We start from the raw sequence: 13,089 nt of genomic DNA on the forward strand, positions 1-13,089 counted from the left end.
GAACATCAGTGCCAGTTGTCGCCTTTGACCAGGTAACGGTCGCCGTAGAAACGGACCACTCCCCCACGCCCAAGGTCCTCCTCAATGGCGTGGACCTCCGCCTGAAGGAACAGCGCGTGGGCGTCATCGGCGCCAACGGATCCGGAAAGTCCACGCTGCTGCGCCTGGTGAACGGGCTCGTCCAGCCCACTGCGGGGAAAGTAGCGGTCGACGGCGACGACACAGTCCGCGCGGTCCGGAAAGTCCGCCGGAGCGTGGGGTTCGTCTTCACCGACCCGCTGTCCCAGCTCGTCATGCCCACCGGCAGGGAGGATGTTGAGTTGTCGCTGCGCCGGTCTGTCCGGAACGGCCGCGAACGGCAGGCCATGGCCGAAGCCGCGCTCGACCACCTTGGCCTGCTGCACCTGGCCGACCAAAGCATCTACGAACTCTCCGGCGGGGAACGCCAGCTGATGGCACTCGCAGCGGTCCTGGCGGTCGAGCCGGCGGTGCTGGTCCTCGACGAGCCGTCCACGCTCCTGGACCTCAGGAACAGGGAACTGTTGCGCCACACCCTTGCGGGACTGGAGCAACAGGTCATCATGTCCACCCATGACCTCGAGCTCGCCCTGGATATGGACCGGGTCCTCGTGATCGAGAACGGAACGGTGGCGTTCGACGGCACTCCGGCAGACGCCGTCGCCTTCTACCGTGCCCTGTGCCTGAACGGCATGCGGCACCCCGCCGGCCCGGCCACGCCATGAGGGGCCACGGGTTCCTGCTGGCCAACTATGTGCCGGGAAACTCCTTCATACACCGGTCGCCCCTCGCCGTGAAATTCCTGCTGGTGTTCGCCTGCGGCCTGGCGTCCTTCCTGATAGTCGACTGGCGCGTATCCCTGGCGATACTGGCTGCGCTGTGCGGGCTGTTCCTCCTGACCGGAGCCGGGCCGAAGCGGCTGGGACGCGCCGTCCGCCCGCTGCTCCCGGTGCTCCTGGTGATCGGGCTCTTCCAGTGGTGGCAGCTCGGTGCGCCCACAGCCGGCAGGATCGTCCTGAACATCCTGGTCTGCCTGGTGGCCGCGTCCCTGCTGACCGCTACCACCCCCGTCCAGCGGCTCCTGGACGGCGTGGTGGCGGCCGCAACACCCTTCCAGCGGTTCGGAGCCGATCCGGAGCGGTTCGCCCTCACCATCGGAGTCATGCTGCGCAGCATTCCCTACATCGCTGGAACTTTCGCCGACGTCAGGGATTCCGCGAGGGCGCGGGGGCTGGAGCGGAACCCGCGGGCACTGGTCCTGCCGGTTTTCATCACCTCCGTGGCCTACGCGCGCCAAACCGGCGAGGCGCTCGCGGCCAGGGGGCTCGGCGACGCCAAAGACCGCGCCGAGGATTAGCCAGTAGCCGGACTGCGGATCAGTCCAGTCGCCCGTAACGCAGCAGCGCCGCGGTGCCCATGCCGCCGGCGCTGCTGATCATCGCCAGCCCCAGGCTTCCAGGCCTGCCGGCCCTGCGCGCCTGGGCGAGGAGCCTGGTCACCAGGACGGCACCCGACGCGCCGTAGGCGTGCCCCAGGGCCAACGCCCCGCCGTCAAGGTTGGCCCGCGCAGGGTCAATGCCCAGCAGATCGAAGCAGGCGAGGGTCTGGGAGGCGAAGGCCTCGTTGAACTCCACCAGGTCCAGCCCGGCCGCCTCCACACCGTGGATGGACAGGAGTTTCCGCGCAGCTTCTGCGGCACCCACGCCAAGCACGTCCGGCTCAACGCCGGCGGTGCAGGTGCCCAGCACCAGGAGGCCGTCCTCAGCACCCAGGTCGCGGGCCCGCTGCAGGGAAGTCATTACGACGGCGGACGCGGCGTCTGCGTCGAAGCACGAGTTTCCGGCGGTGACAGTTCCCCCGGGCACGAACGCGGCAGGGAACCGCCCCATGACTCCGGGGGTGAGACCGCGCCGCGGGCCGTCATCAGCAGATACCGTCCCACCCGCCGTGGCAAGCGGAACAATCTCCCCCTCATAGCGGCCCTCCGCCATCGCTTCAAGGGCCTTCCGGTGGCTGCCGAGGGCAAAGGCGTCCTGCCGGTCCCGGGCAATGCCGTACCGCCCCGCAACGGTCTCTGCGGCCACGCCCATGTCCGGGTCACCAAAACTGGCCGGCACGAACTGGGCACGGGTGTAGAACTCCGGGCCGCCGTCGGAATTCCTGTGCGCGCGCAAAGGAGCGGTGCTGGTGCTCTCCACTCCCCCAGCGAGATAGAGCGGGTTCCCGCCCGCGGCCACCAACTGGGCGGCGAGGGCAATCGCGTCCAGGCCGGACCCGCACTGGCGGTCCACGGTGATGCCCGGGACGCTCACGGGCAACCCGGCTTCCAAAAGGGCCAGCCGTGCAACATTTCCGCCGCCGCCCACCGCGTTGCCAATGACGACGTCGGTGACCGACCCGGATGCCGCAGCAGTTTCGTTGAGCAGGCCGTTGAGCACAGGCGCCAGGAGTTCATGGGCACGCACCGTCCGCAGGGCGCCGTTGGTCCGGCACACGGGGGTCCGCCGGGCCGCGATGATCACGGGCTGACGGTCCGCCGGAAGAGGGTCAGCTGCCAAGGCTCTTCACCCGTGGATCCCTCTGGGCAATCCAGTCCAGCAGCAGGTTGCGGCTGACCTTGCCGCGGTCCGTGACGGGAAGCTCGGCGAGGACGAAGTACTGCAGCGGACGCTTGTCCCTGGCCAGGATGTCCTCGAGGCCCGACCGGAGTTGGGTTGCGGTGACCCCGCCGTGGGACGGAACGACGCCGGCCACCACCTTTTGCCCGCGCAGGTCGTCGGGCATACCGGCGGCGATGGCGGCGGAAACGCCGGGAACTGCGCAGAGTGCCAGCTCCACCTCGTGCGGGTACACGTTCCGGCCCGACGTGAGGATCATGTCTGCCCGGCGGCCCAGGATATGCAGCCCGTCCGGAGCCAGGTAGCCCTGGTCCCCCACGGTGTGCCAGTCGTTGAAGGACCGCAGGGCCTCGCCGTCGTCGCCCCACAGGTAACCGTTGCTGACCATGCCGCTGCGCACACAAATGTTCCCGTACCCGCCGTCCTGTACCGGCTGCCCGGCGTCGTCCAGGATGCGCACCTCAGCGCCGGGAAACGGGCGGCCGATACAGGTGCTCCCGACGGCGGGAGGCTGCTGGGCGGACAGGCCGGCGCCGGAGACGAAGCTCAGTTCCGAGGCGCCGTAGTACTCGTAGATGGTGGCGTTGGGAGCCCAGCGGCGGGCCGCTTCCAGGGTCCTGGCGTCGAGCTTGGAGCCGGCGCAGACGATGGACCGGATACCGGACGCATCCACGCACCCGGTCAGCCCGCGTTCGCTGAGCATCCGCAGCATGGTGGGTACCAGCACCAGGCGGGTTACCCGGTCATAAGTGATGGCTGCGTGGACGTCGCCGACGTCGAAGGTCTCCAGTGTCTGGAATTCAGACCCCGCGTAGAGGCATTCGGCCAGTGCGTAGAGGTTCAGGCTGGCGGCCAGCGGACCCGGGGCAAGGGTGACGTCATCCTGCCGCAGCCCGAAGAACTCGATGGAGGCCTCAAAGGACTCCTGCCACGAACGCCGGGACCGGGTGAACGCTTTCGGCACGGACGTGGTGCCTGATGTGAGGCCGATGAGGAACGTCGAACCGGGCGCGCCGTCGGCCAGGGGGTCGTCCGCAGTGACCGCTCCCGGCTCCGCTGAAGACTGGACCCGCCGGACCATATCCTCCTGGAGGTGGGTGGGCCAAGCGGGATCCAGCACGGCGCACTGGCGGCCGCCGGCCACTGCCGCCGCAAACTTCAGCGCGAAATCGGTTGAATTGGCTTCACACAGCGTGGTCACCGATTTCGTATCCGGGACCATGGCAGCCGCCCCGTCCCGCAGCTCGGCCCAGGACAGCCGGCGGCCTGCGACGGCCACTGCCGTGCCGTGCGGCCGCTCTGCGGCCCAGCGCTGGATTCGGTCAAGGAAAGGCACCGGATCAACTTTACCGGCGCCCCTGATTGGCCGGCCGATCCGCGGGTATTGTGACGATATGAGTTTCAATGACAATGTGCAGCTCGATCCGTCCCAGGTCCAGGACCGGCGGGGAATGGGCCGCGGCGTGAAAGTTGGCGGCGGCATCGGTGGCGGACTGGTGCTGCTCGTTGCGCTGTTGCTGGGCATAGACCCCAACCTGCTGGGGGGACTCACCGGCGGTGGGACCGGAGAACAGCCCCAAACCCAGGGCAGCGCTCCTGCCTGCAGCACCGGCGCCGATGCCGACGCCCGGCTGGACTGCCGGATCACCGGCACGGTTAACAGCCTGAACGCGTTCTGGCCCGGGTACCTGCAGCAGTACAACGTCCAGTACCCGCGGCCGGAAGCCGTTATCTTCACGGGCGGCACCAACACCGGGTGCGGCGCAGCGACGTCCGAGGTGGGCCCGTTCTACTGCCCCACGGACACCACTGCCTACTTCGATCCGGGGTTCTTCCAGGAACTGGTGGACCGGTTCGGTTCCTCCGGCGGCCCGCTCGCGCAGGAGTATGTGGTGGCCCATGAGTTCGGCCACCACATCCAGAATGTCCTCGGTGACCTGGGCCGCGCCCAGCAGGATCCGCAGGGCCCGGAATCCGGATCCGTCCGCACGGAGCTTCAGGCTGACTGCTACGCCGGGCTGTGGGCCAAGTATGCCTCCACCACGCCAAATCCCGACACCGGCCAGCCGTACCTGGAGCCGTTGAGGCAGCAGGACATCAACGATGCCCTCTCAGCTGCCGCCTCCGTGGGCGATGACCGCATCCAGAAAGCCGCCACCGGACGCGTGTCCCCCGAGGGCTGGACGCACGGCTCCAGCGAGGAGCGCCAGCGCTGGTTTGCCCGCGGCTTCGAGTCAGGCGACATCAAGCAGTGCGACACGTTCAGCGCCCCAAGCCTGTAACTCTCTCCTCTAGTGGTGGGGAACCAGGCGTGGGGAACGACGACGGCCGGTTACCTTTCCTGCGAAAGGTAACCGGCCGTCGTCGTACTTCAGGTATTTCAGATGTTGAACCCGAGGGCCCTCATCTGGTCCTTGCCGTCGTCGGTGATCCGTTCGGGACCCCATGGCGGCATCCAGACCCAGTTGAGGCGCCAGTCATCCACAACGCTTTCCAGGGCTTTACCCACCTGTTCCTCGAGGACATCGGTGAGGGGGCAGGCCGCCGTGGTAAGCGTCATGTCGATCAGGAGCGCACCGTCATCATCGGAGTACTTCAGGCCGTACAGCAGCCCAAGGTCCACCACGTTGACGCCAAGCTCGGGGTCGATGACGTCCTTGAGCGCTTCCTCGACGTCTTCCAGGGCCGTGCGGCCCGGCTTGATTTCGGTCATCGCAAGTCCTAACTAGGCCTGTGCTGCTGCGGGGGCTGCGGCCGTGCCGGCACCCTTGGCGTAACGGTCGTAGCCTTCTTCTTCGAGGCGGTCGGCCAGTTCCGGGCCGCCCTCTTCGACAACCTGGCCGTCAACGAAGACGTGGACGAAGTCAGGCTTGATGTAGCGCAGGATGCGGGTGTAGTGGGTGATGAGCAGCGTGCCCATGTTGCCCTCGGAGTGTGCGCGGTTGACGCCCTCGGAAACAATCTTGAGCGCGTCGACGTCCAGGCCGGAGTCGGTCTCGTCCAGCACGGCGAACTTCGGCTTGAAGAGTTCGAGCTGCAGGATCTCCACGCGCTTCTTCTCGCCGCCGGAGAAGCCTTCGTTGACGTTGCGCTGGGCGAAGTCGGCGTCGATGCGCAGCTTGCCCATGGCGTCCTTGACGTCCTTGGTCCAGGTACGCAGCTTGGGTGCTTCGCCGTCGATAGCGGTCTTGGCGGTGCGCAGGAAGTTGGTCATGGTGACGCCGGGAACCTCTACCGGGTACTGCATGGCCAGGAAGACACCGGCGCGGGCACGCTCGTCAACGCTCATCTCCAGGACGTCTTCGCCGTCGAGGGTGATGGAACCGCCGGTGACCGTGTAGCGGGGGTGGCCTGCGATGGTGGAGGCCAGGGTGGACTTGCCGGATCCGTTGGGGCCCATGATGGCGTGGGTTTCACCCGTGCGGATGGTGAGGCTGACGCCCTTCAGGATCTCCTTGGTGCCCTGTTCCGTCTCAATGCTGACGTGCAGGTCCTTGATCTCAAGAGTAGACATGCTCTTCTTTCTGTTCGTTCGTAAGTCTGTGCTGCGGGGCGCTCAGTAGTTGTTTACTGCCGCGCCGTTCAAAACGTTGGTGACATCCACGTAGACGTCGTCGCCGTCGAGTTCGATGGCGAACACCGGGACGGGATCGTAGGCGGGGAGCTGCAGTGGCTGGCCGCTGCGCAGGTCGAACTGGGAACCGTGCCCCCAGCATTCGATCGCGCAGCCGTCCACGTCGCCTTCGGACAGCGAAATGTCAGCGTGCGAGCAGGTGTCGCCGATGGCGTGGATGTCACCCATCGAATCCCTGACCACGGCCACGGGGTAGTCGTCGATCAGGATGCGCAGCGCCTGCTTGACCTTGACGTCGTTGGCGCTGCACACCAGCTCGCCCTTGGGCTTACCACTCATGCGTTCCTGCCTGCCTGTCGTCTAGTTTTCCGTTGCCGCGAGTTCGCGTTCCACAGCCTCGGTCAGGCGCTCTTCGAGTGCCGGGACCTTGATCTGCTGGATGATCTCGTTGAGGAAGCCGCGGACCACCAGGCGGCGTGCAACATCCTCCGGGATGCCGCGGGCCATCAGGTAGAACAGGTGCTCGTCATCGAAACGGCCGGTGGCGCTGGCGTGGCCGGCACCCTCAATCAGGCCAGTCTCGATTTCCAGGTTGGGCACGGAGTCCGCGCGGCAGCCGTCGGTCAGGACCAGGTTCTGGTTCTTCTCGTAGGAGTCGGTGCCTTCGGCCTGCTTCTGGATGAGGACGTCGCCCACCCAGACGGTGTGCGCACCCTTGCCCTGCAGTGCGCCCTTGTAGAGGACGTTGGACTTGCAGTTGGCCAGGTTGTGGTCAACGAACGAACGGTGCTCCAGGTGCTGCCCGGCGTCGGCGAAGTACAGGCCGAGGAGTTCGGCATCGGCGCCCTCGCCGGCGAACCGGACGTTGGAGTTCAGCCGGACGATCTTGCCGCCAAGGGTCACGGCGATGTGCTTGTACACGGCGTCCTTGGAAACCTCGGCGTCGTGCTGGGCCAGGTGGCGTGCGTCGTCTTCCCAGAGCTGGACGGAGACCACGGTCAGGTGGGCGCCTTCGCGGACGAAGACCTCCACGTTGCCGTTGTGGTCGGCGGAGCCGTCGTGTTCCAGGATGACCACGGCGCGGCTGTTGGCGCCGGCCTCGATCACGTGGTGCGTGTTGGTGCGGCGGCCTGCGCCGTTTCCGGTGATGACCACGCGGACGGGCTGGTCCAGCTCGGCGTCTGCGGGAATGCGGATGAGCTGGGCCTCCTCCACATTTGCGGAAGCGACGACGGCGGCACGGTCCGCGGGGACCAGCGTGGCACCGCGGGGGGCCTCGCCGGCGCGGAGTGCACCCTGGACGAAGGAGTCCGGGCCTTCAACGGTGACGCCGAGTGCGCCGGCGTCCGAAGGCGTGTCCGAGAGCAGGTTGGCCAGCTCGCGGACCGGGGTGAAGCGCCATTCCTCTTCGCGGCCGTTGGGCAGGGCGAAGTCAGCGACGTCGTGGCTGGTGATGCGCTCCGCGCGGGAGGCCATGACCTGCGTGCCGTGGCTGTGGTGGCGGTCCACCTTGGAGGCGACCAGGTGTTCGCCTTCCTCAGTGAAACCGGCGATTGACGGCGCGCCGATGCGGGCCTTTTCGGTAGTAGCTTCGGCAGTCATTAACCGACGGATCCTTCCATCTGGAGTTCGATGAGGCGGTTCAGCTCGAGGGCGTATTCCATGGGCAGCTCACGGGCGATCGGCTCAATGAAGCCGCGCACGATCATGGCCATGGCCTCGTCCTCGGGCATACCGCGGGACATGAGGTAGAACAGCTGCTCCTCGCTGACGCGTGAAACGGTGGCCTCGTGTCCCAGCTGTACATCGTCCTCGCGGATGTCGATGTAGGGGTAAGTGTCAGACCGCGAGATGGTGTCCACCAGCAGGGCGTCACAGCGGACGGTGTTGGCAGAGTGCTTGGCGCCTTCGCGGACCTGGACCAGGCCGCGGTAGGCTGCACGGCCGCCGCCGCGGGCCACTGACTTGGAGATGATGGAGCTCTTGGTGTTGGGCGCAATGTGGACCATCTTGGACCCCGTGTCCTGGTGCTGGCCTTCGCCGGCGAACGCGATGGACAGGGTTTCACCCTTGGCGTGCTCACCCACCAGGTATACGGCCGGGTACTTCATGGTCACCTTGGAGCCGATGTTGCCGTCCACCCATTCCATGGTGCCGCCCGCTTCACAGACGGCGCGCTTGGTCACCAGGTTGTAGACGTTGTTGGACCAGTTCTGGATGGTGGTGTAGCGGACCCGGGCGCCCTTCTTGACCACGATTTCCACAACAGCGGAGTGCAGGGAGTCCGAGGTGTAGATCGGCGCCGTGCAGCCTTCGATGTAGTGGACGTAGGAGTCCTCGTCGGCGATGATCAGGGTCCGCTCGAACTGGCCCATGTTCTCGGTGTTGATGCGGAAGTAGGCCTGCAGCGGGATGTCCACATGGACGCCCTTGGGGACGTAGACGAAGGATCCGCCGGACCAGACTGCGGTGTTGAGCGACGCGAACTTGTTGTCGCCCACCGGGATGATGGTTCCGAAGTACTCCTGGAAGATTTCCGGGTGTTCCTTCAGCGCCGTGTCGGTGTCCAGGAAGATGACGCCCTGCTTCTCAAGGTCCTCACGCAGCTGGTGGTAGACAACCTCGGACTCGTACTGGGCGGCGACACCGGAGACCAGGCGCTGCTTTTCAGCTTCGGGGATGCCGAGCTTGTCGTACGTGTTCTTGATGTCCTCGGGCAGTTCCTCCCAGCTGGTGGCCTGCTTCTCCGTGGAGCGCACAAAGTACTTGATGTTGTCGAAGTCGATGCCCGAGAGGTCTGCACCCCAGGTGGGCATGGGCTTGCGGTCGAAGTACTTCAGCCCCTTGAGGCGAAGGTCCAGCATCCACTCGGGCTCGCTCTTCTTAGCCGAAATGTCGCGGACTACCTCTTCGTCGAGTCCACGGCGTGCGTTGGCGCCGACATCGTTCTTGTCAGCCCAGCCGTACTCGTAGTTGCCGATGCCGTGGAGCTCGGGATTCTTTTCCAGAATCTCCGAGATCACAGTGTTTTCGGCTACTGCTTTCTCTGATAGTTGGTCCGTCATCACGGCCTTTCTTGCTGATGGTTTGTTACTTCGTTCAGGCTGGCGGGGGCTGCGGAAGGCCTTGTGGGCCCGGGCGCAGACAGCCTGCCTGTGGGTATGTGGGTGGTGCAGACGTGCCCGCCGCGGGCCAGTGTGGACAGGCGGCGCACATCGACGCCCACCAGCCGTGAAAACACTTCGGTTTCCACGTCGCAGAACACCGGGAAGCGGGCGGCGAGTTGCTGGATGGGGCAGTGGCCCTGGCACAGCTGGACGCTGGACAGTGCGGCCGGCAGTGGCGCCTTGGCCTCGATGGATGCTGCGGACGCAACGAAATTGTCCCGGCTGAGCGCTTCGGCAAGAGCCTTTGCACGGTCAGCGATCTCCGGGCCGGCCTTGTCGATTTCGGGCGCGTAGCGGCGTTCCATGTCAGCGAAGCGCTCGACGGCGAAGGCGCGGACGGCGTCCGGTCCGGCAGCCTTCTGGAGCTGCTGGAGCGCCAGCGCGGCGATGTCCAGGTAGTCGTTGCCCAGGCTTGACTGGCCTTCGGAGCTGAGGACGTAGCGGCGTGCGGGGCGTCCGGCGCCCGCTCCGGCCCTGGCCACCCTCTTGACTTCGATGATGCCGGCACGGGATAAATGGTCGAGGTGACGGCGGACTGCTGCCGGAGTGAATCCCAGCATGTCGCCGAGTTCGGCCGCGCTGACCGGGCCGTGTTCCAGGACGGCGGAGAGCACGCGGTCGCGGGTGCGCTCGTCGGCGTCAGCCACGGGACCGGGCACGGTCTGGGCGCGCCCCTCCTGGGCCTGCGCGGCCCCGTGCCCGGCGATAGGCACAGCAGTAGCATTGCTCACGGAATACACAACACAATCATGTCGTAATTTAGTCCCGGGCTCCAGTAAGGGCAGGCTGACCTCAGCTGAACTCCCTCTTTGGAGTTTTTGGGCAGATAACGGGACGTCCAAGCCGCTAAGGCCGTGGTACCTGCCCGAAAACTCGATCTTACGGGGCAGGCGGCTGCACGGGACCCGGCTAGTACTACATCCCGTAGAATACTGGGGTGCGATCCCCCCAATCCCCCGTCCTGTCCATCAATGGACTCGTTAAGGACGTCGGCCCCCTGGCCAGCCTGGACGGAAAGATGCTGAGGGTGGTCAGCGATGTGTCGCTGATCGCCGGGCGCGGCGAGGTGACGGCCCTGCTGGGACCCAACGGCGCCGGAAAGACCACCACGCTTGAGTGCGCACAGGGCCTCCAGCGGCGCAGCGGCGGAACCATCAGCCTCCTTGGCGAGGATCCTGCTTCCGCCGGGGCAGACTTGCGCTCCCGCGTCGGCGTGATGCTCCAGGATGGCGGGCTCCCGCCGTCGGCCAAGCCTGTGCCGCTGCTGCGGCACATCGCCGGCCTCTATGCGAACCCCTGGCCCGTCGAGGACCTGGTGGAGCGGCTGGGCATCGATTCGTTCAGCCGCACCGGCGTGCGGAGGTTGTCCGGCGGACAGAAGCAGCGGCTTACCCTCGCGGCGGCCTTGGTGGGCAGGCCCGAGGTCCTCTTCCTCGACGAACCGAGCGCCGGGCTTGATCCGCAGTCCCGCGCCCTCGTCTTTGACCTGATCTCTGAGCTCCGCAGCAGCGGGATGGGCATCATCCTCACCACCCACCTCATGGACGATGCGCAGCGCCTGGCCGACTACGTCTACATCATCGACGGCGGCCGCAACGTCGCCGAAGGAACAGTGCAGCAGCTCCTGCAGCGCGAACCCGCCGTGGACAGCGGCGCCGAGCACGTCCGGACGCTGGTGTTCGAAGCGCAGCCCGGCTTGGACCTTTCCGCCGTGCTCCCCGCCGCCATCGCCGTCGCCGAGACCCGCGCGGGCAGCTATTCAGTGACCGGAGCGCTCACGCCAGGACACCTCGCGGCGTTGGCTGCCTGGTGGGAAGCGAAGGGAATCATGCCCGCCGCCATGAGCCTGCAGGCGCGTAGCCTTGAAGACGTCTTCCTGGACATCTCTGGAAAGGACATTCGATGAACGGGACCGGTACTGCCGCGGGCAGCGCTCCCGGGAACGGCCTGGCTGAAGCAGCCGGCGGCCGCCAGCACCCTGCCTCCCTGTTTCGGCGCGTGCTCCTGCAGGGTAAGTATGAAGCCATCACCATGCTGCGGAACGGTGAACAGCTGATCCTGGCCGTGGTGCTGCCGTTGCTTGCCCTGGTGGGACTCACCGTCACGCCGTTCCTTGACGGCCTGGGTCCGAGCCGGGTCAACGTGGCCGTTCCGGGCATCCTGGCACTGTGTGCAATGTCCACGGCCTTCACCGGCCAGGGCATCGCAACCGGCTTCGACCGCCGCTACGGCGTGCTCCGTTTCCTCTCCACCACCCCCCTTGGCCGCGGCGGCCTGATTGCGGGCAAGGTCCTCTCGGTGCTGGTGGTGCTGTGCCTGCAGATCGTGGTGGTATCCGCAGTGGCGTTTGCCCTGGGCTGGCAGCCCGTCGCTGCGGGCTGGCTGCCCGGCCTTGTCCTGCTGGTCCTGGGTGCGGCGGCATTCACGTCACTGGGCCTCCTGGTTGCCGGTACCGTCCGGCCGGAGGCAACGCTGGCCATCACCAACCTGCTGTGGATCCTGCTGGGCGCCATGGGAGGAATTGTGATTCCGGCTGACCGGCTTCCCGCCCTGGCACAGTCCATTGTGCATTTCCTGCCCTCCGGCGCGCTGGGTGAATCCCTCCGCGACGCCTTCCTTCATGGCGCCCTCAACGGCGGGGCCGCCCTCATCCTGGTGCTCTGGACGGCGATTGCCGGAGCAGCAGCCATCCGTTGGTTCAAGTGGAATTGAGATATTCGTGAGCACGGCTTCGCGCCTCCCCCAGTTCGCCGGCCGCCTGGCATCGCGGCTTCCCCGCACAGTCGACGCCAGAGTGCGCCGCCTGGCGGTGGCCTCCCTGATCGGGCAGACACTGCTGGTGGTGACCGGTGGCGCCGTACGGCTGACGGCGTCGGGCCTGGGCTGCCCCACCTGGCCGCGCTGCACTGACACATCGCTGGTCAACACGGCGGAAATGGGCATCCACGGCTTCATCGAGTTCGGCAACCGGCTCCTGACGTTTGCCCTCGCCGCCGTCGCGGCCCTCATGCTGGTGTACCTGTGGAACCTCCGCAGGGAACGCCGCGACCTCTTCCTGCTGGCGCTCGGCCTTCTGGCCAGCATTCCCGCCCAGGCCGTCATTGGCGGGATCACCGTCCTCACGGGCCTCAACCCGTGGGTAGTGGGCCTGCACTTCCTGGTGTCCATGGCCCTGGTGGTGTTCGCTACCCTGCTGGTCAACAGGGCCTATGGCCGCACCGGCCGTTACATGACGGTATCCCTGCGTGCGCTGCCGGGGACCCTGCGCCCGGTGACGTCCGCCGTCGCGCTTTTCGCTGCTCTGGCCGTGATGCTGGGCGTGGTGGTTACCGGAGCAGGACCGCACGCCGGTGACGCGGATGCACCCCGCAACGGCCTGGACTGGGACCTTTTCTCGCACATCCACGCTGTGCCTGCCTACCTTGTGACGGCGGGTTCCCTGGTGGCGCTGGTCCTGGTGCTGATGCGCCGTATTGCCGGTCCCTTCCGGACTGCCGTGTTCGGCCTGCTTGGGGTCACGGTCCTGCAGGCGGTCATCGGTTTCACCCAGTACTACAACGGCATCCCGGCCCTGCTGGTGGGCGCCCACATGCTGGGAGCCGCGCTGCTGATGGCCACCGCCACGAATGCCTGGGACCTCGCCAGGTCCAGCCCGGTGGAGTAACACACGGAAAACGCGAGGCCGCCCCGGGTTCCAGACCGGGGCGGCCTC

At 66.6% G+C, this 13,089-nt stretch carries 14 protein-coding genes; 6 read left to right on the forward strand and 8 right to left on the reverse strand.

Annotated elements, in window-relative coordinates:
* The first annotated feature begins 8 nt into the window (after positions 1 to 8).
* Complete coding sequence (locus UC32_RS16330) at positions 9 to 743, forward strand: energy-coupling factor ABC transporter ATP-binding protein (protein WP_045732252.1); 735 nt, start codon at positions 9 to 11, stop codon at positions 741 to 743.
* Entirely contained in the window at positions 740 to 1,375 is a 636-nt protein-coding gene (locus UC32_RS16335) for an energy-coupling factor transporter transmembrane component T family protein (RefSeq protein ID WP_045732253.1), read from the forward strand. Before UC32_RS16330 ends, UC32_RS16335 begins: the two co-directional genes overlap by 4 nt.
* Before the next feature lie 19 nt (positions 1,376 to 1,394).
* On the opposite strand, the gene UC32_RS16340 is transcribed toward UC32_RS16335, so the two are convergent.
* Positions 1,395 to 2,576 (reverse strand): thiolase family protein, encoded by a 1,182-nt coding sequence (locus UC32_RS16340; RefSeq protein WP_045732254.1) that lies wholly within the window; start codon positions 2,574 to 2,576, stop codon positions 1,395 to 1,397.
* Positions 2,566 to 3,972 carry a class I adenylate-forming enzyme family protein gene (locus UC32_RS16345; RefSeq protein WP_045732255.1) on the reverse strand — a complete coding sequence of 469 codons (1,407 nt, stop codon included), beginning with the start codon at positions 3,970 to 3,972 and terminating at the stop codon, positions 2,566 to 2,568. The genes UC32_RS16340 and UC32_RS16345 overlap by 11 nt, the downstream gene beginning before the upstream one ends.
* A gap of 58 nt (positions 3,973 to 4,030) precedes the next feature.
* Here UC32_RS16345 and ypfJ point away from each other — a divergent pair, with 58 nt between their 5' ends.
* Positions 4,031 to 4,918, forward strand: a complete 888-nt coding sequence (gene ypfJ, locus UC32_RS16350; protein ID WP_045732256.1) for a KPN_02809 family neutral zinc metallopeptidase — start codon at positions 4,031 to 4,033, stop codon at positions 4,916 to 4,918.
* Between the two features lie 98 nt (positions 4,919 to 5,016).
* On the opposite strand, the gene UC32_RS16355 is transcribed toward ypfJ, so the two are convergent.
* The 6 genes from UC32_RS16355 to UC32_RS16380 are packed head-to-tail and all read right to left on the reverse strand — an operon-like array spanning position 5,017 to position 10,117.
* Complete coding sequence (locus UC32_RS16355) at positions 5,017 to 5,349, reverse strand: metal-sulfur cluster assembly factor (protein WP_045732257.1); 333 nt, start codon at positions 5,347 to 5,349, stop codon at positions 5,017 to 5,019.
* A 12-nt stretch (positions 5,350 to 5,361) separates the two neighbouring features.
* On the reverse strand, positions 5,362 to 6,150 hold the full coding sequence (sufC, locus tag UC32_RS16360) for a Fe-S cluster assembly ATPase SufC (RefSeq protein ID WP_045732258.1): 789 nt from the start codon (positions 6,148 to 6,150) through the stop codon (positions 5,362 to 5,364).
* A gap of 42 nt (positions 6,151 to 6,192) precedes the next feature.
* Positions 6,193 to 6,549: a non-heme iron oxygenase ferredoxin subunit gene (locus UC32_RS16365; RefSeq protein WP_045732259.1), complete on the reverse strand. Its 357-nt coding sequence runs from the start codon at positions 6,547 to 6,549 to the stop codon at positions 6,193 to 6,195.
* Between the two features lie 21 nt (positions 6,550 to 6,570).
* Positions 6,571 to 7,812: a Fe-S cluster assembly protein SufD gene (sufD, locus tag UC32_RS16370; RefSeq protein WP_045732260.1), complete on the reverse strand. Its 1,242-nt coding sequence runs from the start codon at positions 7,810 to 7,812 to the stop codon at positions 6,571 to 6,573.
* Complete coding sequence (sufB, locus tag UC32_RS16375) at positions 7,812 to 9,275, reverse strand: Fe-S cluster assembly protein SufB (protein WP_015937041.1); 1,464 nt, start codon at positions 9,273 to 9,275, stop codon at positions 7,812 to 7,814. The genes sufD and sufB overlap by 1 nt, the downstream gene beginning before the upstream one ends.
* Positions 9,275 to 10,117, reverse strand: a complete 843-nt coding sequence (locus UC32_RS16380; RefSeq protein WP_412178031.1) for a helix-turn-helix transcriptional regulator — start codon at positions 10,115 to 10,117, stop codon at positions 9,275 to 9,277. The genes sufB and UC32_RS16380 overlap by 1 nt, the downstream gene beginning before the upstream one ends.
* Positions 10,118 to 10,314: 197 nt before the next feature.
* Between UC32_RS16380 and UC32_RS16385 the strand changes: the two genes are divergently transcribed.
* From UC32_RS16385 to UC32_RS16395, 3 genes are read left to right on the forward strand one after another with little or no spacing between them, the layout of a single operon-like run.
* Entirely contained in the window at positions 10,315 to 11,283 is a 969-nt protein-coding gene (locus UC32_RS16385; protein ID WP_045732261.1) for an ABC transporter ATP-binding protein, read from the forward strand.
* Positions 11,280 to 12,089, forward strand: coding sequence for an ABC transporter permease (locus UC32_RS16390; protein WP_235423691.1), 810 nt, complete (start codon positions 11,280 to 11,282; stop codon positions 12,087 to 12,089). Before UC32_RS16385 ends, UC32_RS16390 begins: the two co-directional genes overlap by 4 nt.
* 7 nt (positions 12,090 to 12,096) lie before the next feature.
* Positions 12,097 to 13,041: a COX15/CtaA family protein gene (locus UC32_RS16395; protein WP_045732262.1), complete on the forward strand. Its 945-nt coding sequence runs from the start codon at positions 12,097 to 12,099 to the stop codon at positions 13,039 to 13,041.
* The last annotated feature ends 48 nt before the right edge of the window (positions 13,042 to 13,089 follow it).

The sequence above is a fragment of the Pseudarthrobacter chlorophenolicus genome (genome assembly GCF_000962805.1).
Lineage (GTDB): Bacteria > Actinomycetota > Actinomycetes > Actinomycetales > Micrococcaceae > Arthrobacter > Arthrobacter chlorophenolicus_A.